The sequence below is a fragment of the Pseudomonas sp. Pseusp3 genome (assembly GCF_047304225.1).
Classification (GTDB): domain Bacteria; phylum Pseudomonadota; class Gammaproteobacteria; order Pseudomonadales; family Pseudomonadaceae; genus Aquipseudomonas; species Aquipseudomonas fluorescens_CD.
The window spans coordinates 19,046-45,006 of sequence record NZ_JBGLYV010000009.1; the positions used below are offsets into that span (position 1 = coordinate 19,046).

20 protein-coding genes are annotated in these 25,961 nt (G+C 60.3%); 14 read left to right on the plus strand and 6 right to left on the minus strand.

All coding sequences use genetic code 11. The features are described from left to right. The first annotated feature begins 252 nt into the window (after positions 1-252). Genes ACCD00_RS05115 through ACCD00_RS05135 form a run of 5 tightly spaced genes read left to right on the plus strand, consistent with a single transcriptional unit; the run spans position 253 to position 5,981 of the window. Positions 253-1,830 carry a glycosyltransferase gene (locus ACCD00_RS05115; RefSeq protein ID WP_413422485.1) on the plus strand — a complete coding sequence of 526 codons (1,578 nt, stop codon included), beginning with the start codon at positions 253-255 and terminating at the stop codon, positions 1,828-1,830. Beyond that, on the plus strand, positions 1,824-3,119 hold the full coding sequence (locus ACCD00_RS05120; RefSeq protein ID WP_413422487.1) for a glycosyltransferase: 1,296 nt from the start codon (positions 1,824-1,826) through the stop codon (positions 3,117-3,119). The genes ACCD00_RS05115 and ACCD00_RS05120 overlap by 7 nt, the downstream gene beginning before the upstream one ends. Next, positions 3,116-4,000, plus strand: coding sequence for a class I SAM-dependent methyltransferase (locus tag ACCD00_RS05125; RefSeq protein WP_413422489.1), 885 nt, complete (start codon positions 3,116-3,118; stop codon positions 3,998-4,000). The genes ACCD00_RS05120 and ACCD00_RS05125 overlap by 4 nt, the downstream gene beginning before the upstream one ends. Beyond that, positions 3,997-5,154 carry an acyltransferase family protein gene (locus tag ACCD00_RS05130; protein ID WP_413422491.1) on the plus strand — a complete coding sequence of 386 codons (1,158 nt, stop codon included), beginning with the start codon at positions 3,997-3,999 and terminating at the stop codon, positions 5,152-5,154. The genes ACCD00_RS05125 and ACCD00_RS05130 overlap by 4 nt, the downstream gene beginning before the upstream one ends. Then, on the plus strand, positions 5,148-5,981 hold the full coding sequence (locus ACCD00_RS05135) for a class I SAM-dependent methyltransferase (protein WP_413422493.1): 834 nt from the start codon (positions 5,148-5,150) through the stop codon (positions 5,979-5,981). Before ACCD00_RS05130 ends, ACCD00_RS05135 begins: the two co-directional genes overlap by 7 nt. Positions 5,982-6,357: 376 nt before the next feature. Here ACCD00_RS05135 and ACCD00_RS05140 read toward each other — a convergent pair whose 3' ends face one another. From ACCD00_RS05140 to phbB, 4 genes are all read right to left on the minus strand, one after another. Then, positions 6,358-6,624 (minus strand): hypothetical protein, encoded by a 267-nt coding sequence (locus ACCD00_RS05140; RefSeq protein ID WP_413422495.1) that lies wholly within the window; start codon positions 6,622-6,624, stop codon positions 6,358-6,360. Positions 6,625-6,779: 155 nt separating this feature from the next. Beyond that, complete coding sequence (phaC, locus tag ACCD00_RS05145; RefSeq protein ID WP_413422497.1) at positions 6,780-8,483, minus strand: class I poly(R)-hydroxyalkanoic acid synthase; 1,704 nt, start codon at positions 8,481-8,483, stop codon at positions 6,780-6,782. Positions 8,484-8,643: 160 nt separating this feature from the next. After that, a complete protein-coding gene (locus tag ACCD00_RS05150) occupies positions 8,644-9,822 on the minus strand; it encodes an acetyl-CoA C-acetyltransferase (RefSeq protein ID WP_413422499.1) in 1,179 nt (392 codons plus the stop codon). Between the two features lie 64 nt (positions 9,823-9,886). After that, the gene (gene phbB, locus ACCD00_RS05155) at positions 9,887-10,633 is read right to left on the minus strand and encodes an acetoacetyl-CoA reductase (protein ID WP_413422501.1); all 747 of its coding nucleotides are present in this window, start codon (positions 10,631-10,633) and stop codon (positions 9,887-9,889) included. A 271-nt stretch (positions 10,634-10,904) separates the two neighbouring features. On the opposite strand from phbB, the gene ACCD00_RS05160 reads away from it, so the two are divergent. Beyond that, the gene (locus ACCD00_RS05160) at positions 10,905-12,020 is read left to right on the plus strand and encodes an AraC family transcriptional regulator (RefSeq protein ID WP_413422503.1); all 1,116 of its coding nucleotides are present in this window, start codon (positions 10,905-10,907) and stop codon (positions 12,018-12,020) included. 14 nt (positions 12,021-12,034) lie between these two features. Here the strand turns inward: ACCD00_RS05160 and ACCD00_RS05165 are convergent, their stop codons facing one another. After that, a complete protein-coding gene (locus ACCD00_RS05165) occupies positions 12,035-14,473 on the minus strand; it encodes a DUF3141 domain-containing protein (protein WP_413422505.1) in 2,439 nt (812 codons plus the stop codon). Between the two features lie 253 nt (positions 14,474-14,726). On the opposite strand from ACCD00_RS05165, the gene phaP reads away from it, so the two are divergent. Next, positions 14,727-15,290, plus strand: a complete 564-nt coding sequence (gene phaP, locus ACCD00_RS05170) for a TIGR01841 family phasin (RefSeq protein ID WP_413422507.1) — start codon at positions 14,727-14,729, stop codon at positions 15,288-15,290. Positions 15,291-15,324: 34 nt separating this feature from the next. On the opposite strand, the gene phaR is transcribed toward phaP, so the two are convergent. Beyond that, entirely contained in the window at positions 15,325-15,858 is a 534-nt protein-coding gene (phaR, locus tag ACCD00_RS05175; protein WP_223531605.1) for a polyhydroxyalkanoate synthesis repressor PhaR, read from the minus strand. Positions 15,859-16,348: 490 nt separating this feature from the next. On the opposite strand from phaR, the gene ACCD00_RS05180 reads away from it, so the two are divergent. The 7 genes from ACCD00_RS05180 to ACCD00_RS05210 all read left to right on the plus strand — a co-directional run bounded on the left by ACCD00_RS05180 (position 16,349) and on the right by ACCD00_RS05210 (position 25,914). After that, positions 16,349-17,659: an MFS transporter gene (locus ACCD00_RS05180; protein ID WP_322615306.1), complete on the plus strand. Its 1,311-nt coding sequence runs from the start codon at positions 16,349-16,351 to the stop codon at positions 17,657-17,659. A gap of 23 nt (positions 17,660-17,682) precedes the next feature. Continuing rightward, positions 17,683-18,912 carry a Zn-dependent hydrolase gene (locus ACCD00_RS05185; protein ID WP_413422510.1) on the plus strand — a complete coding sequence of 410 codons (1,230 nt, stop codon included), beginning with the start codon at positions 17,683-17,685 and terminating at the stop codon, positions 18,910-18,912. Positions 18,913-19,063: 151 nt separating this feature from the next. After that, positions 19,064-20,089: a histone deacetylase family protein gene (locus ACCD00_RS05190; protein WP_413422512.1), complete on the plus strand. Its 1,026-nt coding sequence runs from the start codon at positions 19,064-19,066 to the stop codon at positions 20,087-20,089. A 243-nt stretch (positions 20,090-20,332) separates the two neighbouring features. Further along, a complete protein-coding gene (locus ACCD00_RS05195) occupies positions 20,333-22,237 on the plus strand; it encodes a sigma-54-dependent Fis family transcriptional regulator (RefSeq protein ID WP_413422514.1) in 1,905 nt (634 codons plus the stop codon). Further along, positions 22,237-23,955 carry an ABC transporter ATP-binding protein gene (locus ACCD00_RS05200; protein WP_413422516.1) on the plus strand — a complete coding sequence of 573 codons (1,719 nt, stop codon included), beginning with the start codon at positions 22,237-22,239 and terminating at the stop codon, positions 23,953-23,955. Before ACCD00_RS05195 ends, ACCD00_RS05200 begins: the two co-directional genes overlap by 1 nt. Beyond that, entirely contained in the window at positions 23,945-24,622 is a 678-nt protein-coding gene (locus tag ACCD00_RS05205; RefSeq protein ID WP_413422518.1) for a S8 family serine peptidase, read from the plus strand. The genes ACCD00_RS05200 and ACCD00_RS05205 overlap by 11 nt, the downstream gene beginning before the upstream one ends. Further along, entirely contained in the window at positions 24,619-25,914 is a 1,296-nt protein-coding gene (locus ACCD00_RS05210; protein ID WP_413422520.1) for an NAD(P)/FAD-dependent oxidoreductase, read from the plus strand. The genes ACCD00_RS05205 and ACCD00_RS05210 overlap by 4 nt, the downstream gene beginning before the upstream one ends. Positions 25,915-25,961: the final 47 nt, after the last annotated feature.

The window sequence follows — 25,961 nt, forward strand, 5'->3', positions numbered from 1 at the left end:
TCTCGTCAGCGTAGCCCGATTTATTCTCGTCGGGCGGTTCACGAATCCTCAACGGATGTGGTTAGAATGCCCCTCGTCACGATTATCCGGGGTTCGGCAGCGTCGCTTCGAAACTGCGGGAAACTGACCACTAAAACAAGAACGAAGGCGGGCAGGAAGACGATGGACGAGCGCCAGTAAACACTGACTCGAACCGTGTCCTCCCCGTCATGGCGTGAGGCTGCCGGGATGGCGGCGTCACCGTGGGATACCATGAATTTTATTCTTTACTCCGACGTCAACGACAGCTCCATCAGCCAGAGTCTCGGCCGTCCCGAGTACAGTTACTATTTCGTGCTCAAGGCGTATCGCCCTGTACTCGAAAGCCTTGGGCGAGTGCATGTGGTGTCCTCCACCGCCGAGGTCGATCCGCTCTACAAACAATTATCGGCCGCCGGCGAAGACAGTCTGTTCCTGTCATTTACGCCACCGCAGAAAACACCGAACGACCTTGAGTGCCCGACGATCTGCGTGGTGGCCTGGGAGTTCGATTCGATTCCCGATGAGCAATGGGATAACGATCCGCGCCAGGACTGGACGCAAATGCTGGCGCGGCAGGGCCGGGTGATCACGCTCTCCAGCCATACCGCCCGGGCGATTCGCCGGAGCATGGGCGAAGACTTTCCGGTGCTGGTGTTACCGACGCCGTTGTGGGAAAACTTCGCCGACATTCGTAGTCGCCACACCAGCGCCCCGATCAGCGCCGGCTCGACCCTGGACATCAAGGGCTGCATCTTCGATACACGCACACTCGGGCTGAGCGCCGATGCACTGATTCCTGTCGTGCCGACCGCCGAGGAACTGGCGGCACTCGAGGCCGAGCTGGAGGCATTGAAGCCACCGCCGCTGACGCTCAAGCGCCGCTTCGTGATTGCTCGCCATTATCTGCATATGTGGCGCCTGGACAAAGGCAAATCGCTGCCGATCCCGGTGCATCGCACCCATTTTCTGAGCCAGTGGTATTGGGAAGGGATTCGCGACCTGTTGTCGCAAGCCGCCCATGAGCGCCTCGCCGAGTGGTTGCCGGCCATCGCCGGCCCGCAGACGATTGCAGTGCCCGAGCCAGAGCCGCGAGCGTGGCCGGACACCACCGCCCGGGTTGAAACACAGGTTGACGGAGTGGTGTACGTCACCGTGTTCAACCCGCGTGACGGTCGCAAGAACTGGCATCAACTGATTACTGCATTCTGCTGGGCGTTCCGCGAAACGTCTGACGCGACGCTGGTGCTGAAGATTACCCAAAGCGATCTGTCGTCCTACCACGACGAACTGATGACGTTGCTCGCGCAGCTTTCGCCGTTCGCCTGTCGGGTGGTGGTCATGCACGGCTACCTGGACGATCCGCAATACGCCCGGCTGTACGAAGCCGCCAGTTACTACGTCAATGCCTCACGCTGCGAAGGGCTGTGCCTGCCGCTGATGGAGTTCATGGCCAGCGGTAAACCGGTGATTGCTCCTGATCACACGGCCATGGAGGACTACATCGACGAGCGTGTGGCGTTTGTGGTCAAGTCCAGCGAAGAGCTGACCATCTGGCCGCAGGACACTCGCATCATCTACCGCACCCTGCGTTACCGGCCGGATTGGGGTTCGCTGAAAACCGCTTACGAAAACAGCTACCGTCTGGCCAAGGAACAACCGCTGGAGTATCAGCGCATGTCCCACGCCGCCGTCGAGCGTATGCACGATTACTGCGCTTTCGCCCCGGTGCAGAAACGCATGGCGGATTTCTTCGGGCTGGCGCCACAGGCTTTGCCGACAGCAACCGTGACGGATAACGCCCCATGCTGATCATCATTCATTCGGAAACCAACCAGCACACCATTGCCCAGAACCTTGGCCGCTCGGAGTACAGCTATTACTTCGTACTCAAGGAGTACCGTCCCGTGCTGGAACGGCTGGGGCGAGTGGTAGAAGTCAGCGACCCGCAGACCGAAGTCGATGCCTTGTACCTGGACTGTTTGTCTCGTGGTGAAGCGTGCGTGTTCCTGTCGTTCTCACCGCCTCATCGCACGCCGGTCAATTTGACCTGCCCGACGCTGCCGGTGTTCGCGTGGGAATTCAGCACCATCCCCAACGAACCCTTCGCCGGTGACCCGCTCAATGACTGGCGCACGGTGTTGCGGGCAGCGGGTGCGGCGATTACACATTCCAGCTACACCGTGAATGCGGTACGCGAGGCGATGGGCGCCGATTACCCGATCATCGCGGTACCTGCCCCGGTATGGGACCGGTTTTCCGAGCGCGGCGCCCAGTTGCAACGTCAGCCCCTGGCCCGTCAGGTGCGGTTGACGCTCAAGGGGTTGCTGGCAGACAGCCGCGAACTCGAATTGCGAGCCTTCGGCCCCGTGGCAACTCGCGAAGGTGTGGGGATTGATTTCCAGGCCCCGCCGAGTGAACACGAGTTGGTCCTCGATGGCGTGATCTACACTTCGGTGTTCAACCCCGGTGACGGGCGCAAGAACTGGGAAGACATGCTCAGTGCCTTTTGCGTGACGTTTCGCGAGGTGGACGACGCAACGCTGGTGCTTAAATTGACGCACCACGATGCCGAAGAAGCGCTGACTGATATCCTTCACCACTTGTACAAGAACCAGTCCTACCGCTGCCGGGTCGTGTTGATTTACGGCTATCTGGCTGACGCGGACTATGAGCAGCTGGTGCAAGCCACGAGTTACGTGGTCAACACCTCCTACGGCGAAGGCCAATGCCTTCCGCTGATGGAGTTCATGTCCTGTGGCAAACCGGCCGTGGCGCCACGGACCACGGCGATGATCGATTACCTGGATGCCGATAATGCATTCCTGATTGACTCCACCGATGAGCTGACGGCCTGGCCACATGACCCGCGCAGGGCGTTTCGGACCTTGCGCTACGTCACCAATTGGGCGTCGTTGTGCAGGGCTTACCAATCAAGCTATGACGTGGCCAAGGGTGATCCCGAACGTTATGCACAGATGTCCGTGCACGCAGTGGCCAGCCTCAGGAAATTCTGCAGCCAGGCCACCGCCGAGCAGCGGCTTGGCGTATTTTTCGAGCGCCTGTTCGAGAGTGGTGCCGTGGAAACCCCCGAGGCATGATTCGCGCATTGGTCAGACGTTTCTTTCCGGAGACGAAACCCGAGCCCCGGCCCGCGCCGCTGCCGGTCGAGCAATCCCGTGTGTCGCCAAGAGATGTGGGCTTGCACGATGCGATGCATGACGGCTGGTTTTCGGGCGACAGCGGCGAATTGCTCAAAGGGTTTGCCATCACCGCCGACGACACCCTGCTGGATGTCGGATGCGGCGAAGGCGTGGCGACGTTGTTCGCGATCCGCCAGGGCGCCTCGGTGATCTTCACTGACAGCGAATACGACAAGGTCCATGACCTTGCCCGGCAAGTGGCCGCGCAATCAGACAAACCGAACCTGGGGCTGGTCAGCAACAGTTTGCCGCTGCCATTGGCCGAAGGCTGCGCCAGCAAAGTCGTGTGCATGGAAGTGCTCGAGCACATCGATCAGCCAGAGCCCTTCATGGCCGAACTGGTGCGCATGGGCCGCCCCGGTGCGCTGTACCTGTTGAGCGTGCCATCCCCGGTGGGCGAGCATTTGCAGAAAGGCATCGCCCCGGCCAGCTACTTTCAATCGCCCAATCACGTGCAGATTTTCAGCCCCGAGCGATTCGCCGCGCTGGTGGAGGACGCCGGCCTGGTCATCGAGCATCGTCAGGCATCCGGGTTTTTCTGGGTCATGGGCATGATCTTTTTCTGGGCCAGTGAGCGGGCCGCCGGCCGGGATTTGGGCGGTGCGGTGCGTGACCGGATTCAGGCGCCGTACCCGCCGCTGATGGAAAGCTGGGCGAAAACCTGGCAGGACTTGCTGGCCCAGCCCGACGGGTTGGCGATCAAGCGGATGCTGGATCAGTTCATGCCCAAGAGCCAGGTGATCATTGCTCGCAAACCTCATGTCCAGGAGGGCGAATGAGTAACGAAAAACGGATCATGGACATCGAATTGCTGCGCGGCATTGCGGTGCTTGGCGTGCTGTTTCATCACCTGCAGGACAGCCTGTTCGCGGCGGCCGTGCCATTGCTGCAGAGCATCACGCTGTACAACCAGCCGTGGTGGGGCGTGGATCTGTTTTTCGCGATCTCGGGCTTCGTCATTGCCCGCAGCCTGATCCCGGCCTTGCATCGTTGCACTACCGGTCGGGATTATTGGCAACAGACGCGCAATTTCTGGTTGCGCCGGGCTTTTCGTTTGCTGCCGTCGGCCTGGTTATGGCTGGCGCTGATGTTGCTGGCATGCCTTTTTCTCAACCGCTCCGGCGCGTTCGGCACGCTGCACGCGAACATTCAGGCGACCCTGGCCGGCATTGCGCAGTACGCCAATTTCCGCTTTGCCGACAGTTTTTATCGCTACGAGTACGGCACCAGTTTCGTGTACTGGAGCCTGTCGCTTGAAGAGCAGTTCTACCTGCTGTTTCCGTTGTTGATCGTGTTGTTTCGCAAACACCTGGTGTGGGCTTTGCTGGCGCTGGTTGCGGTGCAGTTGTTTACCTTGCGCACGCCGATCCTGATGGTGGTGCGCACCGACGCGCTGGCCCTTGGCGTGCTGTTGGCGATGTGGAGCGTGCAGCCTTCGTACCGACGCTGGGAGCCGACCTTCCTGGGTCGCCCATGGGCCGGCCTGTCGGCACTGGTCGGGGTTTCACTGGTGCTCGGTTTCATGGCGACGGACCGCTTCACCTTTACCCATTACCGGATCGGCGTGATTGGGCTGTTGTGTGCGCTGCTGGTGTGGATCGCGTCCTACAACCGCGATTACCTGATGCCCAAAGGCGCGTTGAAGAACGTGATGACCTGGATCGGTAGCCGCTCCTACGGCATCTACCTGATCCACATTCCGGCCTATCTGTTGGTCCGCGAATTCACCTTTCGGTTGCAGGAAGCCAACCTGCCGAACCCGGCGGGTCATCCGCTGCCGACGTTGCTCATCGCGTTCGGATTGATCGCCCTGTTGAGCGAACTCAACTACCGCTTCATCGAAATGCCCATGCGCCAGCGCGGTGCCTCGCTGGTACAACGCCTGAGCCCGTCCCGTATCGCCGTCCCATCCTCTGGAGCCACCTCATGCTGAGCCTATTGAAGAAACTCACGGCGGGCACGCCCGTGCCTGTGCAGCCAGAGACACCGCCTGCGCCACCCGTGGCGGAGAAGGTCGACCCCTATATGCTCGGCCTGCACGACGCGATGCTCAGCGGCTGGTTCAATCAGCAAACCGGCGAACTGTTCAGCGGATTCCCGGTGACCCCCGAGGACACGCTGCTGGACGTGGGCTGTGGTGACGGCGGCAACGTGCATTTCTGCGGGATGCGCGGGGCAAAGATCATCATTGCCGATATCGACGCGGCCAAGGTCGAAGCGACCCGTCAGCGCCTGAGCGATACACCGGCCCGCGACGTCGAATGCCACGTCACCGACTGCAACCCGCTGCCGATTGCCGATGCGACCGCCACGCGGGTGGTGTCGACCGAGGTCATCGAACACGTGGACGATCCAGCCCAGTTCCTCGCTGAACTGGTACGCGTCGGTAAACCGGGCGCCTTGTATCTGCTGAGCGTCCCCCATCCGAGCTCCGAAGACCTGCAGAAAGATATCGCGGCGGCCGAGTATTTCCAGAAGCCCAACCACATTCGCATCATCAGCGAAGAGCAGTTCAAGGCCATGGTCAGCGATGCCGGCCTGGAAGTGATCAGTCACAGCCAGTACGGATTCTACTGGTCGATGTGGATGCTGTTGTTCTGGGAAGCCAAGGTCGATTTCAGCAACCCGGACCATCCGTTGCTCAACCACTGGGCGGATACCTGGCAGGCGATTCTGGCCTCGCCACGGGGCACCCAGATCAAGCAGGCGCTGGATGCCGTGGTGGCGAAAAGTCAGGTGATCATTGCGCGTAAACCCTGATCACCCTGTTGTGGGAACGACGGTCTGCAACGGGCTGTCCGTCACCGTCATTCGGTGACGTCCCGTAGCATCCCATCAAGCCTGATCAGCAATGCCCGCTTGGGCGAGCCCGTGAACCCGAACCGTATTGCCCGCCTGGATACCATTCCAGCACGCTTTAGCCGGCTCGTTCTCAGAGCCGGCTGACCCCGTATGACTTTCTGCTGAACGCCTACGCGTTGCATAAGCGTTCTCCAGAAACTAAAACGGGGGGTACAGAAAAACAACACCTTACGATGGCCGAACGGGGGCTCAATAAAATTTAAATTCATCTGTATTATCGTGATCGTGAGAGTGGAGTATTAGGCGGATCACAGGGAGCGATCCGCGAGAATACTTACTCTGGCATTGTCCAGGATTGTAGCTTGTAGCCCTCCTGGCTCAACTGGGCTCGCACCTCTTCCAGCAGGCTTTCCAGTTGCGCCGGGTCGGAATAGGCACTGCTTGGAATCTGTTTGCGACAAATGCGAGTGTTGGCCCGGTCGATGATGGTCAGGCTCAGTTCGCCATTACCGTCTTGCGGAGCCCAGGCGACGCATTGAAAAGGTTCGAATGCGTGGCCGGCAATCAACAGTGCTTCGTTGATACGGAACGGGGTGCTCATGGGGCGTCTCTCCTTGTACCCAAACAAATGATGTGCCATCGGGTGGGCTTACCGGTCCTGTTTTGGCACAATCGACAATATCTCGACGCTGCCGTCATCCAGGAAGTCGAGAGTCACGTACCAGAAAGTGTCGCGCTCTGGCCCACAGCAGTTTTTCATTGTTTTACATAACTGCCTGGCGCCGGTTCCAGAGGCGGGAATTTGTCATTCCCTATGTGCGCAACCGCTGGTTGGCGCTCGCCGGAGTGTCCCGCCAGCCAGTTGAACCAATCATTCCACCAGCTACCGGGTTGCTGCTCAGCATTCTTGAACCAGGTCTCCGGGTTTTTCGTGACCCGATTATTGGTCCAGTAATGGCGCTTCTGCTTGGCCGGTGGATTGATGACGCCGGCGATATGCCCTGAAGCTCCCAATACAAAACGCTTGGCCCCGGAGAGCAGGTTGGTGCTGGCGTAGGCGCTTTTCCAGGGCACGATGTGATCGTCATGGGTGGCGAGGATGTAAGCGGGAGCGTCAATTGCACGCAAATCCAGCTTGACCCCGCAGCATTCCAGCTCGCCTGATTTCAAATCGTTTTGCAGATAGGTGTGGCGCAGGTACCAGCAGTACATCGGGCCCGGAAGGTTGGTGCTGTCGTTATTCCAGTACAGCAGATCAAGCGGAATCGGCTTTTGCCCCTTAAGGTATTTGTCGACGTTGTAGTTCCACCACAATTCGTTGGGGCGCAGCAAGGAGAAGGTATTGCCCATGTCCTCTCCACGAAACAGACCGATGGGACCATTTATGCCGCCGATTGTGCGCTCGCGGTAGGCCACCAGTTCTTCGTCGACGAAGACGTCGATGGGGCCGGTATCGAGGTAATCAAGGAACGTGGTGAACAGGCTCACGCTGGCGATCTCTCTGTCGCCACGTGCAGCCAGTACGGCCAGTGCAGTGCTCAACAGGGTGCCGCCGATGCAGAAACCCACGCAATTGAGTCGCTGCTGGCCACTGATCTCGCGGGCCACTTGCAGGGCGTCGATCACCCCGTGCTCAATCAGGTCATCCCAGGTGGTGCCAGCGTGTTCCTGGTCAAAGTTGCGCCAGGACATCAGGAATACGGGATGTCCCTTTTCCAGCAGGTGGCGGACCATCGAGTTGTCCGGACGCAGATCAAGGATGTAGTACTTGTTGATCGAAGGCGGTACGACGAATACCGGGTGCCGGTACTGGGTTTCGCTTTGCGGGTAGTACTGAATCAGCTGGAACAGGTGATTCTCGAAGACGATTTCGCCAGGGGTGCTGGCCAGATCGACGCCAACCTTGAAGGCGTCGCTATCACACTGACGCATTTTGCCTTCGTTCATGTCGCTGAGCAGATGCTGCATACCTGTGAGCAGGCTGGCACCTTGAGTCTCAACCACACGCTGGAGCGCGTCAGGGTTACTGACCAGAAAATTGCTTGGCGCACTGACGGCAATGGCTTGCTCGACCAGATAGCGCAGGCGTTGGCGCGGTTTCTTTTCGTCGATCAGCAGTTTGTCGAGCAGTTTCAGGAGAAAGCTGGAGTTGAGCAGGTAAAACGCAGCGAGGGAGCCGAACAGTGGATCACTCCAGTTACCGCTGGCGAAGCGTCGATCATCGAAGCTGAAGGGTTGGCCGGTCAGCAATTTTTGGCCGAGTTTGCCCCATTGAACCTGGTAGTCCATTTGAAGGCTGTCCAGGGTTTCGCGAGGCAGATCGAACCAGGCGCCGTGCTCATGCCCGGAAAACCAAGGATTAGTGCTGACCCACAGGCGCAATTGTTGCACTGCATAGGACGCGATGAACGGAACCTGGCCTGACCAATAGGTTGTGAATGTATGCGCGTTATTGTCCATAAAGTTCCTTGCCCATACAGATGAGCCGGGCAGAAAAAAGCCGCGCTTTGCCGGACTCCGGCATAGCGACGGCAGGAATGCGGGCAGCGTTGTTTCACGCCAACCTGATGCGCGGAGCAAGGGGCCCAAGTCCGCGTATTGGCTATTCAGATGCCGTTGGTTAGCGCTCGATAGCCAGGCTTACGCCTTGTCCGCCACCGATGCACAACGTGGCCAGCGCCTTCTTTGCGTCGCGACGGACCAGTTCGTGCACCAGCGACACCAGAATCCGTGCCCCCGACGCGCCGATCGGATGGCCAAGGGCGATTGCACCGCCGTTGACGTTGACTTTGCTGGTGTCCCAACCCAACTCTTTGCCAACCGCCAGCGCCTGGGCGGCGAAGGCTTCGTTGGCTTCGATCAGGTCGAGGTCTTCGACGCTCCAGCCGGCCTTTTGCAGGGTCAGGCGTGTAGCCGGGACCGGGCCAATGCCCATGATCGACGGGTCCACACCGGCGCTGGCATAGGCTTTGATCCGTGCCAGTACCGGAAGGCCCAGCGCTTGTGCTTTAGCTGCGCTGGCCAGCAACAGCACGGCAGCACCATCGTTGAGGGTCGAAGCGTTGCCGGCGGTCACGCTGCCGTCTTTCTGGAATGCCGGTTTGAGTTTCGCCAAGGCTTGCGCGGTACTGTCGACACGCGGCTGCTCGTCGGTGTCGAAGACCAGTGGTTCACCCTTGCGCTGAGGAATCAGGATCGGGGTGATTTCGCTCTGGAAGCGCCCGCCCTCAATGGCGGCGGCGGCCTTCTGTTGCGAGGCGGCAGCGAAGGCATCCTGTGCTTCACGAGAGATCTCGTACTTCTGCGCCAGATTCTCGGCGGTGATGCCCATGTGGTAGTCGTTGAAGGCGTCCCACAGGCCATCCTGGATCATGCTGTCTTGCAGTTGCGCATGGCCCATACGCAGACCGGTACGTGCCTTGGGCAGAACATAGGGAGCCAGACTCATGTTTTCCTGACCGCCAGCGATCACCAGTTCCGCGTCGCCGCAACGGATTGCCTGGACGGCGAGATGGACCGCCTTGAGACCGGAGCCGCAAACCTTGTTCAAGGTCAGGGCAGGTGTGGTGTTTGGCAAGCCGGCCTTGATCGCTGTCTGGCGTGCCGGGTTTTGTCCAGCGCCGGCAGTGAGTACCTGGCCCAGGATCACTTCATCAATCTGGGCAGCATCGAGACCCGTCTGCTCCAGCAAGTTGCGAATCACTGCGGCACCCAGCTCGGTCGCGGGAATTGCAGACAAAGAACCCTGGAAACTGCCAATGGCGGTACGAGTAGCGGCAACGATTACGACTTCGTTCATGCGGGACCTCATGGAAAAGACAAAATTCGTCGAGCAAACCAGGGCATTCCTGCCCTGATCAGGGTTATTGCATGTTCATGCCGCCGTTTAAGGAGAAGTCGGCACCGGTGCTGTAGGCGGACTCATCGGACGCCAGCCAGGCCACGATCGAGGCGATCTCTTCGGGTTGGCCAAGGCGACCAACCGGTATTCCCGCGATCATGCCTTCGAGAATGTCCGGGCGAATTGCCGCAGTCATGGAGGTCTGGATGTAGCCTGGGGAAACGGTATTGACGGTCACGCCCTTGCCGGAGACTTCCCGGGCCAGTGCCATGGTGAAACCATGGATGCCAGCCTTGGCGGCGGAGTAGTTGGTCTGACCGAACTGGCCACGCTGACCGTTGATCGAGGAGATATTGATGATCCGCCCCCAACCCTTGGCCAACATGCCTTCAATGACCTGCTTGGTGGTGTTGAACAAGCCCGTCAGGTTGGTCCCGATCACGCTGTTCCAGTCTTCCGGAGTGAGCTTGCGAAAAGAGGCGTCGCGAGTGATGCCGGCGTTGTTGACCAGCACATCGATCGGGCCGAATTGTTCACGAGCCATCTCGAAAGCCTTGCGGGTCGTCTCCCAATCGGTGACGTCGCCATAGATGCACTCGAACTGATAACCCGCCTCCAGCTGGCTGGCAATCCAGTCGTTCTTGCGGCTGGAATCAGAGCTGCAGCCGACGATTACCTTGAATCCTTCCTTGTATAGACGTTGGCTGATTGCCGTACCGATACCGCCCATACCACCCGTTACCACAGCAATACGACTACGCGATTCCATACATCTACTCCATTTTTTTGCGCTGCAGGAGAGAAGATTGTTCGATATCGACGGGTCGTGCGGAAGTGTTTGAAGGTGACGATTTCCTGTCCATCGGTGCCACGCGGGTGTTCTGGCCTGATGGCAAAAAAATGAGGAGTAACCCTACTGGGATCAATTCTTAGAACTGAATGGATAGTTAATATTCTTGAAACATTATTGAAATATGTTCAACGCATGTCAGTATCGGCTCCGGACAGGACGTTCGGTTCCACAGGTCAATGAGGACGCCATGTATAGAATGAGTTCAGGTTATGCCAGCATGCTGGCGAATACGTTTTTGGCCCAAAGACTGGACCTTGCCGGTCTGTGCCAGGAGGCTGGACTGGATGTCGAGTTCGTGAATAAACCGGGAGCATTCTGCGATCGAAGTATTATCTATCGTCTTTGGGATCTGGCTGCTCAGGCTTCGGATGACCCGAATATCGGTTTGAAAGCCTACGGGGAATTCCATCCCAGCAGTTTTCAGATCGTGGGCTACACGATGATGTCCAGTTCGAACCTGAAAAGGGCGCTTGAACGTCTGGTTCGTTTCAGCCCGTTGATCGGTACCGGATTCAGCCTTTTCCTTGTCCAGGAGCAGCAGCATTACCGACTGGCCAGCCTCGATCATCAGCAACCTGGCTCGGTCAAACCCCGGCAATATACGGATGCAGCCTTGGCTTCGCTGCTGGGTTTCTGCCATTGGCTGGCCGGTGGCAAGTCACCGCAACCTTTGAGTGTGGAGTTCACTTATCCCGAACCCGAAGACACGTCGGAGCATCAGCGGCTTTTTGGCTGTCCGCTGAGTTTCGGGGCAGCGTATGACAGCATCCTGTTTGATGGCCAGGAGCTTCTGAGTCCTTTGAGCATGGCCAACGAGGCGTTGGCCACACTCCATGACAGTTTTGCCGTGGCTCAATTGGACCTGTTGTCCGGTTGCTCTATCATTGGCAGGATTCGCTCGCTGATTACCGAGCGCTTGAGCCTGGGGCAAGGCCAAGGGCCGTGTGATATGGAATCGATTGCGGCGGCACTGAACATCAGCAAGCGAACGCTTCAACGAGGCCTTGAGAAGGATGGCACGCAATTCAAGGACGTCCTGAACGATGTGCGCCGGCAGATGGCTGACTTCTATTTGCGCCATTCTCATTTCAACATGAAACATGTGACTTGCCTGCTCGGCTTCCATGATCACAGCAGCTTCCATAAGGCATGCATCCGTTGGTTCGGTATGACCCCCGGTCAGTATCGAACCGACGAGTTGTCGCCTGTGGTCGAAGAAGTCGCGCCGGTTCGACCCATGAACCCCGTCGGTCTGTACAGAGATCATAAGGTCACAGGCTTCGCCGAACGGATACACCGCTAATCCCTTGTGAAGGTTTATTGAGGTTTGGGGCCTTTTGTCTTTCTGCTCGCTTTGCGCTTCGGGGCTTTAACTACGATGGCGGGAGCGGGCGTCGGTGTGATCTGCGGCGGCAGCGTTGCTGCAAGCGGAGATGGCTGCGCAGGGGTGTCCTGCGGGATGACAACTGTTTCACTGGACGGTTGGGTCAAGCTGAAGCCCGGCAGGGGGACTTCGAGCAGCGCGTGGAGCTCACGCCAGAATTCGCCTTTTGTTCCAGTTGTCGCTAACAGTTCAGGCATCATTTGTCCAACGGCTGTCAGGACCTGTTGGCGTTCCTTTGCCTCTGATAGCAACAAGGGCAGGGTGCGCAAGCTTTCTTGCGGGTGGGCAAAAACCAGCAGGTTCTGCAAGCGGATGGCTTCGCGCAGGGCTGTAGGCTCATCACTGTAGTCCTGGACCAGCCGATGCACCTGCTGGATCAGTTTTTCGATGCTCTCCTTGCACGCCTTGTCGTTGTCGCGGCCCAGCAAAAACAGAATCCTCACCAACGCTTCCAGGGGGCCACCATGGGGTAGCGAATCCTGCAGGCGTTCGATCAGGGCCTGGTCCTGCCGGTCGGCATGTGCCTGGAGATTTCGCGCAGGCTTGTTGCCGGTGAGGGCATTCAGTGCGCCATAAATCCCGTAAAAACACAGCTCCTGAGTGGCATCACGCGCATCGCGGTACGCATTCAGGGTGTCTTGCATCTGGTTGGAGAACAGTTCCTGCCAGGCCAGCAACGGGTTGTCTTTGCGTGCGGGACGACGATCACTGCTGATTCTGGATAGGCTTGCGGCTAACCACCACAGCGCCGGATTCAGGCTGCTCCATAGCAATTGCTGCTGATGGAAGGGGTGCGTCCTGCGCATCAATTCGGCAATGGGCTCGTTGACCATCGGACGCAGCCACGGACGTATGAACCCGTCGTAAAACGCGCTGTTGATTTCAGAGATGCGCTCTACCAGAGAGAATTCGCGATCGTCATCACGGGCCGGCTCGATGTCATCATGGATATCGGCGATTCGCCTTGATTCGAATTGCACTCGGTATTGCACGTCATTGCTGCCTGGAGAGGCCGGCAGATCGTCAATCAGCATTTCATACAGCCCAGCCGGCAGCGCACTGATGGCTTCGACCGCGCCGAGCAACCCCCGGTGTTCACGCCGCGCCACCTTGGCGGAGACAAAAATGCCTAAATGGCCGATGCTGGCGTGCCGAAGGTAGACGATGGTACGTCCTGCCTCATGCAAAGCGAGATCGCTGGGATAGACATCGGCGATCCAGTTCAATGCTTGCTGGGGAGGGGTGATGTTGTCGCCGTAGGAGCAGAACACCACCACCGGTACTTCGATCCGTTTCAGGTCAATACCGCTGCTCTTGCGGTCGAGCCCGCCGGACAATTGGTTGCCGATGAAAAGATCATCGACAATCATCTCGATCTCTTCGCCATTGAGCAGAGTCGGGCTGCCCCACCAGCGTTCGAAGTCGAGGAAGCGCGCGGCCTCGCTGTCGACCTGGCTGAACAACTGGTAGTACTTGCCCCAATAGGTGTTGGCCGGGTCCAGGTTTTCGAAGTTGCTGACCAGCCAGCTACCGTCAAAACGGCCATTGCCCAAGTCGCTGCCCAGGCGAGCCAGCCAGCCGCCACCCAGCAGGCCACCGGTATAGCGCATCGGATTGCGTCCATTGGCACCGGCCCAGTATGACAGGGGGGCACCATTGATAATGATCAATCCCGGCAGTTCCGGTCGTGTTGCCGCCAGTCCCATCAAGGCCCAGCCGGCTTGGCAGTTACCAATGATGATCGGCTTGCTGTTGGCCGGGTGACGGGCGCCGACGACTTCGATGAACCGGGCCTGGGCTTCGGCGATATGGGCCAGGGTTTGCCCAGGCTGTGGTGAGTGACTGAAAGAGATGAAATAGGTGGGGTGGCCGGCTCTGAGGCTTTCACCCAATACCGAATCCTGTTTGAAACCGCCGATTCCCGAGCCGTGGCCGCCGCGTGGGTCAATGATGACCACCGGCTGGGCGTTGCTGTCGATTTCTTGCTCTGGTCCGGGGAGGATTCGCAGCAGTGAATAGTTGACCGGGTGTGGGAGCTCGGGGCCTGCGATCAGGGTTTCATGATCGAACTTGAGCAGCAGCGGATACCCGGCGCGTTCATGGGCCAGCGTATTGTCGCCGCGCTGGCGCAGGGTGTCCCAAAACAGCAGGCAGCGTTGGCCGAGGTCCGTGACATATTCCTGCCATTCAGCGGGCGTAGGTTGTCTGAGTTGACCCCGCTTCAGAGGCGCGAGGGTTTTTTCCTGGCGCTGGCGAAAAGCAAAAAGGAAGTTCAGCGTATTGAGGCGCTGCAGATGGCTCAGGTGTTCGAACAGGCCGCGTTGAGAGGAAAGTCTGTCATATTGCGATGCAATAATATCTTCCTGGCCCATGGTGATCTCCTGGTTTTATGCATGAGAAGCAGCTCGCCTGCATCTCATCATCAAAGAGGTGCTTGGCCGGCCGTTTGCCTTTCAGGAGTCTATAGCGAATGGCGGAGGGAGGTAAAAGATTTTTGTGCGCCGCACAAAAAAACATTGCCAAACGAATTTGTGCACTGCAATATCAAGGCTAGCGCGATGACCGGCAGGATCGCTATCGCGTCCTCAGGCCCACGTCGGCCTTTCAGAATCAGGAGATTCAAGTATGTCTTTTTTCAACTTGGAAAAATTGCAAGACGCTCAGAAAGCCAACCTAGACCTCCTGCAGCAAATCAGCGGCAAAATCTTCTCCAGTGTTGAACAGCTCAGCCAATTGCAGTTCAAGACCCTGCAGGCCTCCACCGAGGAGCAGTTCGACGGTTTTCGCAAACTGCTGGCGGTGCGTGATCCACAAGGGTTCGCTGAGCTCCAGGCTTCTTTCACCCAGCCTAATGTGCAAGCCGAACGCCTGGCTGAGTTCAATCGTCAAGTACACGCGCTGATTGTTGGCACCCAATCGGAAATTGCCCAACTGACCACGCGTCAGGTCGAGGCGGGCAGCAAGCAGGTGCAAGAGTTCGTTGAAGAGATCAGCAAGAATGCACCGGCTGGCTCCGAGTCTGTTGTGGCCGGATTCAAGTCATCGCTGGCGAATGCCAGTACCGTTTTTGAAAGTGCACAGAAAGCCGTAAAACAGGCTGCTGACGTTGCCCAGAGCGGTTTTGGCGCAGCGACCGCCGCAGCCGGCAAAACCGCTCATGGTGCCAAGGCTACAAGCGATAGCAAATAAATCGGATTGGAACGGTTACATGATGGCGATGGGTTTATTCCCCATCGTCATTTTTTTTTGGCCCGCCCCCGGCCCCCGGCTTGCCTGCCGGCATGGCGCCGAACAGGCCGAAGAGGTTCTGAGTGTTCATGTAGAGGGCTTTTGACTGGTCGACATACTGGCGCATCAAATCCTGCATGACCGGTGCTTGCTGGTGCATGAATGCGCTCCAGGCTTCAGAGGACTGAGCGCCGGTCTGAGACTGGATGTCGATGACCGTCTGGATGCTTTTATCCAGGTAGCTGCCGAGGACACTCTGGTAGGGACCGTAGAACTGGATAATCCCCATGAGCATCTCACTGGAGAATATCGGCTCACCGCCACTTTCGGCTTCCAGAATGACCTGCAGCAAAATACTTCGGGTCAGATCCTCGCCAGTCTTGGCGTCGACCACCTCGAACGGGATTCTATCGACGACCAATTGGCGTATATCCGCAAGGGTCAAATGACTGCTGGTGTGCGTGTCATACAGACGGCGATTCGGGTACTTCTTGATCAGACGGGTGGTGTTCCGACTGTTATCTGTCATGCGGGGCTACTCACAGCGAGCCTGAATTGCAGGCATCTTATCCTACTCTGATCACTGCCACTCCAATGCCTCTGTTTCGCAGCCAACTGCGGGTAACCGCGCCCAACCAATTTCCATGCCTTCCAATTGATCGCTTGGACGACTGTGGCTCATGCAGTCTTATCGAATAGAAAAGTCGTTAGCCTCGGCCCGTGCCATCTCGCTGGTATAGAGGCCTTCCGCTGTAAACCCGGACGATTTGCAGTTTAGGTGGCGACAGCTCATTTCAATTTCTGGTGAATTGGTTTTTTTCTGCTGAACGCCTACGGCACGTCGCGTTCGGCTGTTGCTGCTGCCCTCAATTATAAGGTGCCGTAATACTTCGAATAATAAATAGAAAATTGACTAATCATGGTCCGGGAACGAAAAATCATCCCCAGACCAGCGCCGCCAGAGCGCCGCGGATTTGCCGTTTCTCTCCTGCCAGAAAAATAACCAAAGGAGTCCCCCCATGAAGCCTCCCGCTTCGTCCCAGCCGCGCCGTGCGGCAGCCGCTGCCTTCATTGGCACGATGATCGAGTGGTACGACTTTTACATTTACGCCACCGCCGCCGCGCTGGTGTTCGGTGCGCTGTTCTTCCCCTCCGACGACAAACTATTCAGCACCATGGCCGCGTTCGGTACGTTCGCCGTGGGTTTCTTTGCGCGGCCGTTGGGCGGGATTGTCTTCGGCCATATTGGTGACCGCATCGGCCGCAAGAAGTCGTTGATCATCACCTTGTTGATGATGGGCGTGGTCACGGTGTGCATCGGCTTGCTGCCGACCTACGCGCAAATCGGTGCCACTGCCCCGGTGCTGCTGATTCTGCTGCGCATCGTCCAGGGCATCGCCGTGGGTGGCGAGTGGGGCGGGGCGGTGTTGATGGCCGGCGAGCATGCACCGAAAGGTCGGCGCAATTTCTTCGCTTCGTTTGCGCAATTGGGCAGCCCGGCGGGTTTGATCCTGTCGCTGCTGGCCTTCAGTGCGGTCACCCGTCTGCCGGAAGAAGACCTGATGAGCTGGGGCTGGCGCTTGCCGTTCCTCGCCAGTTCGCTGTTGCTGCTGGTGGGCCTGGCGATTCGCCTGGGGGTCAATGAGTCGCCAGAGTTTCTGGCCAGCCGCGAGCAGGCCAGCAAAAGCCAGCGCAAGGAGCAGGCGCCGGTCATGGAGGTGCTGCGTACCGCGTGGCGTCCGCTGCTGTTGTGCATCGGCGCCAACACGCTGGGGATCGCCGGGGTGTATTTCACCAACACCTTCATGATCGCCTACACCACCCAGCAGCTCGAACTTCCACGCTCCCTGATTCTGGAGTGCCTGTTCTTTGTCGCGATCATTCAGTTCTGCATTCAGCCGCTGGCGGCCTGGGTCGCCGAGAAGATCGGCGCGACCCGCTTCCTGTGCCTGGTGTCGTTGCTGGCCATGGCGTCACCGTACCCGATGTTCGTGCTGGTCAGTTCGGCCCAGGCGCCGCTGATCATCCTTGGCATTGCTTTGGCGGTGGTGTGCATGGCGTCGTTCTATGCAGTGATCGCCGGCTATGTCAGTGGCATGTTCGAGACCCGCGTGCGCTACACGGCGATTTCCCTGGCGTACCAGATTTGCGGCGCGGTAGCCGGTGGCCTGACGCCGTTGATCGGCACCCTGCTGGCGCACAGGTTCGCCGGCCAGTGGTGGCCGATGGCGGTGTTCTACAGCCTGATCGCCGCGACTTCGCTGCTGTGTGTCCTGTCCCTTGCCCGTCGCCATGCCAGCGCTGAACGCGTCGAACTGGCCCGCGCTTGATCCTGATTTTCCTGGAGAAACTCATGTTGAAGATTAATGGCGAACGCCTCTGGGCGAGTCTGATGGCGATGGCCGAAATCGGTGCCACCGCCCGTGGCGGCAGCTGCCGCCTGGCCCTGAGCGACGAGGACAAGGCCGGTCGCGAACTCTTTGCCCACTGGTGCCGCGAAGCCGGCATGACCCTGAGCGTGGATGCCATTGGCAACCTGTTCGCCCGCCGCGCCGGCACTGATCCTGATGCTGCACCGGTGATGATGGGCAGCCACCTCGACACCCAGCCCGAAGGCGGGCGGTTCGATGGCGTGTACGGCGTGCTCGCCGGCCTGGAAGTGGTGCGTTGCCTGAACGATCTGGGCATCCAGACCCGCAAGCCGCTGGAAGTGGCGGTATGGACCAACGAAGAAGGCGCACGCTTCACCCCGGCCATGTTCGGCTCGGCGGTGTTCACCGGCATCATGGATCTGGACGCTGCGCTGGCGGTGCGCGACATCGATGGCATCAGCGTCGCCGAGGCGCTGCAACGTACCGGCTATGCCGGCGAGCGCCCGCTGGGCGGTGCGGTGGATGCGTATTTTGAAGCGCACATCGAGCAAGGGCCGATCCTTGAAGACAACGCCAAGAGCATCGGCGTGGTCAGCGGCGGTCAGGCGATTCGCTGGCTCGACGTGCGGGTCGAAGGCATGGCGGCCCACGCCGGCACCACGCCGATGCCGCTGCGCAAGGATGCCTTGTACGGTGTGGCACAGATGATCCAGGCCATCGAAGGCCTGGCGTCGGACTTCGCCCCTGAAGGCCTGACCACGGTCGGTGAATTGAGCATCAACAAATCGTCGCGCAACACCATTCCGGGTCTTGTGAACTTCACCGTCGACCTGCGTCATCACCGTGATGAAACCATCGAGGCGATGGAGCAACACGTCCGTGCGCGGCTTCAGGCAATAGCCGACGATCGCGGTTTGCACCTGACGATCACCCCGCACTGGATCAGCCCGGCGACGCCGTTCGACGCTGATTGCGTGGCGGCGGTGCAACAGGCCGTGGATGCGTTGGGCTACGCTCAGCAGTCGATCGTCAGCGGTGCCGGGCATGACGCGATCCACCTGGCGCGGTTCTGCCCGACAGCCATGGTGTTCATCCCGTGCGTGGGCGGCCTGAGCCACAACGAAGCCGAAGACGTGTTGCCCGAAGATGTGCGCCAGGGCACCGATGTGCTGCTCAATGCCGTGCTGGCCCGCGCGGTAAAAACTGAATAAACGCAGCCAATGTGGGAGCGGGCTTGCTCGCGAAGGCGTCGTGTCAAACAACATTGATGTCAACTGACACTCCCTCTTCGCGAGCAAGCCCGCTCCCACAGTAGGACGCGGCCGGGTTCAAGATCCAAGTTAACTGACAGGTATTCACTCCATGCGCAGTTTTTTCCATCCCGAACAATTGCTCCACCATCCACGCAGCTACTACTCCCGTGGCCAGATGCGTACGCCGCAGGAGGTGCCGGAGCGTGTGCAGCGCCTGGTGCAGGCGTCCCGTGCGTTGGGTTTTACCGTTGAACAACCGGCCGATGCCGGTCTCGCTCCGCTGCTGGCGGTGCATGGCGCACCGTACCTGGCGTTCCTGCAGGAAGCCCATCAGCGCTGGAAAGAGATTCCCGAGGATTGGGGCGACGAGGTGATGTCGAACATCTTTGTCCGCGAGCCCAATGCCCTGCGCGGGATTCTCGCCCAGGCTGCGCGCTATCTCGCCGACGGCAGTTGCCCGGTGGGCCAGCAAACCTGGCGTTCGGCCTACTGGTCGGCGCAAAGCGCCATCGCCGGCGCCCAGGCGTTGCTCAATGGTGAGCCGGCAGCCTATGCCTTGTGCCGTCCACCGGGTCACCACGCCCGGGCCGAAGCGGCGGGTGGTTTCTGTTATGTGAACAACGCGGCGGTGGCGGCCCAGGTGTTGCGCGCCGGTTTTTCCCGGGTGGCGGTGCTGGATACCGACATGCACCACGGGCAAGGGATTCAGGAGATCTTCTACGACCGGGATGACGTGCTGTACGTTTCGGTGCACGGCGATCCGACCAACTTCTATCCGGGTGTCGCAGGCTTTGCCGAAGAACGCGGTATCGGCGCAGGAGAGGGTTTCAACCTCAACCTGCCGATGGCCCATGGCGCCAGCGAGGCGGATTTCCTGGAGCACCTGGATCTGGCACTGAGGGCGGTGACGGACTTCGGTGCCGAGGTGCTGGTGCTGTCCCTGGGCTTCGATATTTTCGAACTGGACCCGCAAAGCAAAGTGGCGGTGACCCGCGAAGGGTTTACCGTACTCGGCGAGCGGATTCGCAGCCTCGGGTTGCCGTGCCTGATCGTGCAGGAGGGTGGCTATCACCTGGAGAGTCTGGAGGATAATGCCAAGGCGTTTTTTGTGAGCCCTGAGGTGTGGCAGCTCTGATTATCTGGTGTCCGGGATGACGCCTTCGCGAGCAAGCCCGCTCCCACAGTGTCCGAGTAGAACCGCAGATTTGTGGACAACGCGAAACCTGTGGGAGCGGGCTTGCTCGCGAAGAACGATAACCCGGTCCACCTGACGGAACACAAGCGCCGTAAGGCACTTGCCATAGCCCTTACGTTAACGTAAAGATTGCGGCAGGGCGCCGACGTATGAAGGCGCAGGGCGGATGACCCGGAGCGCTTGATGACGCTAATAAAAACAAACTCCCCCAAACTGCATCGCGAAGCCCGGCTGGCCCGGGAAAAGCTGCACCTGGAAGGCGAAGTGCCGGATGGCGTCCTGCGTGCCGAAATCGATGCCTCGTGGCGACGCAGCCTCAGCCATGGCGTGCATTTCAATGCCAAGCATGAGCTGGCGCTGGAATCGAGCGCCAGCCTCGACGTGCTGCTGGCCAGCAACCGCTTGCTGATCGACGCCGCCTTGCCGTCGATCGATTACCTGGCCGAGCGTCAGGGCAAGGAAGGGCTGATCATCCTGGCCAACTCCGATGCCACCATCCTCGCCGTCGAAGGCCGCGCCGACCGCCTCAAGGGCAGCGGCCTGCAGGACATCACCCTCGGCGCCTGCTGGAGCGAAGCCGTACGCGGCACCAACGCCCTAGGCACGGCACTGGTTGAAGCCCGGCCGACCCTGATCGATTGTGGCGAACACTACCTGGACCGCCTCAGTGATTTTTCCTGCACTTCGGTGCCGATCCATTGCCCCCAGGGCGACATTCTTGGCGTCCTCGACCTGACCCGCGAAGGCCCGCTCGGCCGCGCCCACGACAGCACTGCGCTGCTGGCGATGGCGGTCAGCCAGATCGAAAGCCGGGTGTTCAACGCCAGCTATCCGGACGAAATCGTCCTGGCCTTTCACAGCCGCCGGCAATATCTGGAATCCCCGTGGCAAGGCTTGCTGGCCGTGAGCCTCGGCGGGCAGATCCTCGCGGTCAGTGCCCAGGCCTGCCAGTTGCTCCACGCCGAGCGTTCGGCCCTGGTCGGCCGGCGCTGCGAGGAGTTTCTCGGAGTCGATGGCCTGCAGTTGTTGGCGCGCCTGCATCAGGGCGGGACCGGCAGCCTGCAAACCGCCAAGGGCGAATTCTTCTACAAAACCCTGCGTGCGCCGCAACGCTCGATCAATGTCGGCAGCCCGCCGCGCACTGTTGCGAAACCGGCCAAGGCGCAACCGGATCTGGAAGCGCTGGCTGGCAGCAATACCCGCTACGCCCGCGCCTTGCGCATGGCCCGTCAAGGCCTGGCCAATGAACTGCCGGTCCTGTTGCTGGGCGAAACCGGCACCGGTAAAGAGGTGATCGCCCGCGCCCTGCACATGGCCGGAAGCCGTAGCGAAAAACCTTTCGTGGCGGTGAACTGCGCGGCGATTCCCGAAGGCCTGATCGAGTCCGAACTGTTCGGCTATCGCGAAGGCGCGTTCACCGGTTCACGCCGGGGCGGCATGGTCGGCCGCCTGCAACAGGCTCACGGCGGCACCTTGTTCCTCGATGAAATCGGCGACATGCCATTGGCCTTGCAGGCCCGGCTATTGCGGGTGTTGCAGGATCGCAAGGTCGCGCCCCTGGGCGCTGGCGAAGAGCAGGACATCGACGTCGCGCTGATCTGCGCCACCCATCGCGACCTGAAGCGCCTGGTGGAAGAAAAACACTTTCGCGAGGACCTGTTCTACCGGGTCAACGGCATCAGCGTGATGCTCCCGGCCCTGCGCGAACGCGAAGATTTCGGCGCACTGATCAGTCGCATGCTGACGACACTGGGTGCACCCACCGTTGTCCTGCACGACGATCTGAATCGCTTGCTCGGCGGTTATCACTGGCCGGGCAACATCCGCCAACTGGAGATGGTCCTGCGCACCGCACTGGCCATGCGCGAACCGGGTGAAACCGTGCTGACCCTCGATCACTTGCCCGACAGCATGCTCGACGAATTGACCGCCAGCGAACGGCCCCAGGCCGGCAGCATCCGCGAAAACGAACTGGAGCTGATTCGCCAGTCCCTGGACACCCATCAGGGCAATGTCTCGGCCGCCGCCGACGCCTTGGGCATCAGCCGCGCGACCCTGTATCGCAAGCTCAAACAGTTGCGCTCGTGATGCTGCGCCTGATCGTTCGGCTGATCGACAGCCAGAACCCCGAGGCGCTGCAAGCGTCGCTGCGCTGGCTGTACAGTTTTGTGCGGCCCCATCGCCTGGCGATTGCCGGGCTGCTGGGTTTGTCGGTGTGCGCCTCGCTGCTGGTGCTGGTGCAACCCTGGCTGACCAAACTGTTGATCGACGACGGCCTGCTGGCGCGCAACTTCCCGATGCTGGTCATGATCGCCGGGTTGATGATCGTCGCCGGGTTGCTGGGCACGGCGCTTTCGGGCATCAACCGCTACCTGCACACGCGCCTCTCCGGGCGCATGCTGTTTGCCCTGCGCGATGACCTGTATCGGCATTTGCAAACGCTGTCGCCGAGCTTTTACGGCCAGCGGCGCATTGGTGACCTGATGTCGCGCCTTGATGGCGACGTCGCGGAAATCCAGCGGTTCGCCGTGGACTCGCTGTTCTCGGCGGTGTCGAGCGTGATCGGCCTGGTGGTTGCCATTGCGATGCTGTTGACGTTGTCCTGGAAGCTCTCGTTGCTGGCCCTGGTGCTGATTCCCCTCGATGTCCTCTGGCTGCGCTGGATGCGACGCAAGGTCGAGCGCGATGTACGGCAGTTGCGCGAGCGTTCGGCGGACATGTCGTCGTTCATGGTCGAGACGTTGCCAGTCATGAAGTTCATCCAGTCCGCCGGCCAGCAACAGCGCGAAGCGCGGCGCCTCGAGACGCTGGGGCAGGGCTACATGAGCCAGTTGCTGCGCCTGCAGGTCACCGAGTTTTTCACCCAGGCCGTGCCCGGTACGCTGACCTCGCTGTCCCGGGCCTGCGCATTCCTGATCGGCGGATATTGGGTGGTGCAGGGCACCTGGCAGCTCGGTGCCCTGATTGCGTTTTCCACCTACCTGGGCATGGCCGTGGGGCCGGTACAGAGCCTGCTCGGGCTCTACGTCGCGATTCAGCGGATGACCGTCAGCCTCGGCCGGGTCATGGAATTGCGCGGCGAACAACCGACCGTGTTGACGCCCGCCAGGCCGCGCCCGATGCCCACTGGCGGCGATCTCTGGTTCGACAGCGTGCACTTCGCCCATCCCGGTCGCCAATCGACCCTGCGCGGCATCGAAGCGCGGATTCCCTACGGTTTGAAAGTGGCCCTCAGCGGCGGCTCGGGCGTTGGAAAATCGACCCTGATCGACCTGCTTCAGCGTCATCACGATCCACAATCGGGCCGGGTGCTGCTGGGCGACGTCGATGTGCGCGAACTGGATCTGTTCCAGCTGCGGCGGCGCATTGCGGTGGTCAGCCAGGACATCGTGCTGTTTCGCGGCAGCCTCGCCGACAACCTGGCCTATGCGGTGCCGGACGCCAGCCGCGAGGCGATTGCCGAAGTGGCGCGGCTGGCGCAACTCGACAGCCTGATCGAGTCCTTGCCCGAAGGTCTCGACAGTCCGCTGGGCGAGCGGGGGCAGCAGTTGTCCGGTGGGCAGAAGCAGCGTATCGCGATTGCCCGGGCGCTGTTGCAGGACCCTTTGATTCTGGTACTCGATGAAGCCACATCCGCAGTGGACGAAGCCACCGAGCGCGAAGTCATCGACGCCATCGACCGCTTGTTTGCCGGACGCACGCGCATCCTCATCAGCCATCGTCCTTCAACGCTGGCCGATGCCGATCTGCGTTTCGAGTTGCTCGACGGCGTGCTGACCTCGAAAACGGTGCTGCATGAAACCTGAGTTGCGCATTGGTGTGGTGGACAGCGGCCATTCGGCGGCACAACGGCTGCAAGTGGTCGCCGGTCGGCGCTTTTCATTGCTTGAAGGTGGCCTGGCCGAAGGCGACTTGCGCGACGATCCGCTAGGGCATGGCAGTGCGGTGATCGAGGCCATCGGCCGGCGTGCACCCTCGGCACTGTTTTGCGTGGCCCAGGTGTTCGACCAGCGGGGAGTTACCAGCGCCTTGCAGATCGCCACGGCCATTGACTGGTTGCTGACGCAGGACGTGCGACTGATCAATTTGAGCCTTGGCTTGCGTCAGGATCGCAGCCTGTTACGCGCGGCTTGCGCAACGGCGGTGGCACGGGGTGTGCTGCTGTGTGCGTCGAGTCCGGCCCAGGGCGAAGGGGTGTTTCCGGCCAACTATCCACAAGTATTGCGGGTGACCGGCGATGCGCGGTGCGCCGAGCAGGAATGGTCGTGGCTCAACAGCGCCCAGGCGGATTTCGCCGCGTGTGTGCAGGGCACCTATCCGGGGCAATCCGGGGCGAGCCTCGGTTGCGCCGCGTTGAGCGGGCACATTGCCGGGTTCCTCGCCGAACAGCCCGGCGCCAGCAATGAGCAAGTCATCGAGTGGTTGCGCGAACATGCCCGTTACCGTGGCCCTGAACGGCGATTCGGGCCATGACCGACATCGTCGTTCTGGGTGCCGGGCCGGCGGGCGCCGCTGTCGCGCTGGGGTTGCGACGGCTGGGCCATGGCGTCACGCTGATCAGTGAGTGGCGCCGGTTTGCGGCACTCGAAGGCGTGTCCGTACGGGTGCTGGAAGCCTTGCGCAGCGCTGGCCTGCAGCACGCATTGGCGGATGCGGCGTTGCCGTCACAACGCCAGGTCTCGTGGAATGGCCAGCAGCATGCGCAGAACGTCGAATACCTGCTCGACCGTCCGGTTTTTGACCGGGGCCTGCGCGAGGATCTGCGCCTGGCGGGGGTTGAGCTGATCGAAGGCCGGGTGCTGGCGGTTCAGTCATCGGCCAATGGCCATCGAATCGAAATCGACGGCCGCGAACCGTTGCTTGCAGCGTTTCTCGTCGAAGCCCGCGGACGTCAGGCTCCGGCTACCGGCAAAGGCTTGCGCGGACCTGAGACGGTCAGCTTGCTCAATCGCTGGCAGGGTTTGCCGGGCAGCACCGCCAGCGCCGTGGAAAGCCTCGAGGACGGCTGGGCGTGGATGGCGCGGCGCGCCGACGGCCAGTGTTACTGGCAATGGACGGTGGACGTGGCCAGTGCCGGATTGCCGGGCAAGACGCAGTTGCTCGACTACTGCCGACAGCGGCGCCAGGGTTCGACACTGGCCGCCGCATTTTTTGCAGGCCTGGCGGAATCTGATCTGCAACTGAACGCCCGCAGCAGCACGGCGATTCTGAGCCCGCAGGTGTGTGGTGAAAACTGGATTCGGGTCGGCGATGCGGCGATGGCCGTCGACCCGCTGTCGGGCAATGGCATCTTTCAATCCCTGTCTTCGGCATTGCAGGCGCCGGTGGTGATCAACACACTGCTCTGCAAGCCCGAACGAGCAGCCCTGGCCCATCGTTTCCACCAACAGCGGGTGGAACAGTTGTTTTTGCGTTTTGCGCGGGTCGGCCGGGATTTCTATGCCGATGAGCAGCGCTGGCCGGACCAGCCATTCTGGCAGGCACGACGGCGCTGGCCGGATGCCGAGGTGGCCCATGCCGAGGCGGATTTCAACACGCTGAGGATCGAACGGGCGCCGGTGTTGCGTGATGGTCTGGTCGACGAGGCCGAGGTGGTGATCACGGCGGATCAGCCGTTGGGCATCTGGCATGTACAGGGGGTTGAGGTGGCGCCGTTGGTGCGGCGATTGCGTAGCGAGCCGGCGGAGCAGGCGTTGGCCGGTTTGACGGTGGAGCAGGGGCGTATGGTTCGCAGCTGGTTACTGGGGCAGGGTTTCAAACCCTGAATGAAGAACGTCTGGATCCGGCGAAAAAGCCTGTTCTCCCAGCGCAA

Bases quoted from the DNA above. Each gene is read 5' to 3' on its own strand.
- ACCD00_RS05115 (WP_413422485.1), top strand. From the start codon at position 253: ATGAATTTTATTCTTTACTCCGACGTCAACGACAGCTCCATCAGCCAG.
- ACCD00_RS05140 (WP_413422495.1), bottom strand. From the start codon at position 6,624: ATGAGCACCCCGTTCCGTATCAACGAAGCACTGTTGATTGCCGGCCAC.
- phbB (WP_413422501.1), bottom strand. From the start codon at position 10,633: ATGGAATCGCGTAGTCGTATTGCTGTGGTAACGGGTGGTATGGGCGGT.
- phaP (WP_413422507.1), top strand. From the start codon at position 14,727: ATGTCTTTTTTCAACTTGGAAAAATTGCAAGACGCTCAGAAAGCCAAC.
- ACCD00_RS05120 (WP_413422487.1), top strand. From the start codon at position 1,824: ATGCTGATCATCATTCATTCGGAAACCAACCAGCACACCATTGCCCAG.
- ACCD00_RS05205 (WP_413422518.1), top strand. From the start codon at position 23,945: ATGAAACCTGAGTTGCGCATTGGTGTGGTGGACAGCGGCCATTCGGCG.
- ACCD00_RS05125 (WP_413422489.1), top strand. From the start codon at position 3,116: ATGATTCGCGCATTGGTCAGACGTTTCTTTCCGGAGACGAAACCCGAG.
- ACCD00_RS05200 (WP_413422516.1), top strand. From the start codon at position 22,237: ATGCTGCGCCTGATCGTTCGGCTGATCGACAGCCAGAACCCCGAGGCG.
- ACCD00_RS05150 (WP_413422499.1), bottom strand. From the start codon at position 9,822: ATGAACGAAGTCGTAATCGTTGCCGCTACTCGTACCGCCATTGGCAGT.
- phaR (WP_223531605.1), bottom strand. From the start codon at position 15,858: ATGACAGATAACAGTCGGAACACCACCCGTCTGATCAAGAAGTACCCG.
- ACCD00_RS05135 (WP_413422493.1), top strand. From the start codon at position 5,148: ATGCTGAGCCTATTGAAGAAACTCACGGCGGGCACGCCCGTGCCTGTG.
- phaC (WP_413422497.1), bottom strand. From the start codon at position 8,483: ATGGACAATAACGCGCATACATTCACAACCTATTGGTCAGGCCAGGTT.
- ACCD00_RS05195 (WP_413422514.1), top strand. From the start codon at position 20,333: ATGACGCTAATAAAAACAAACTCCCCCAAACTGCATCGCGAAGCCCGG.
- ACCD00_RS05165 (WP_413422505.1), bottom strand. From the start codon at position 14,473: ATGGGCCAGGAAGATATTATTGCATCGCAATATGACAGACTTTCCTCT.
- ACCD00_RS05160 (WP_413422503.1), top strand. From the start codon at position 10,905: ATGTATAGAATGAGTTCAGGTTATGCCAGCATGCTGGCGAATACGTTT.
- ACCD00_RS05180 (WP_322615306.1), top strand. From the start codon at position 16,349: ATGAAGCCTCCCGCTTCGTCCCAGCCGCGCCGTGCGGCAGCCGCTGCC.
- ACCD00_RS05210 (WP_413422520.1), top strand. From the start codon at position 24,619: ATGACCGACATCGTCGTTCTGGGTGCCGGGCCGGCGGGCGCCGCTGTC.
- ACCD00_RS05185 (WP_413422510.1), top strand. From the start codon at position 17,683: ATGTTGAAGATTAATGGCGAACGCCTCTGGGCGAGTCTGATGGCGATG.
- ACCD00_RS05130 (WP_413422491.1), top strand. From the start codon at position 3,997: ATGAGTAACGAAAAACGGATCATGGACATCGAATTGCTGCGCGGCATT.
- ACCD00_RS05190 (WP_413422512.1), top strand. From the start codon at position 19,064: ATGCGCAGTTTTTTCCATCCCGAACAATTGCTCCACCATCCACGCAGC.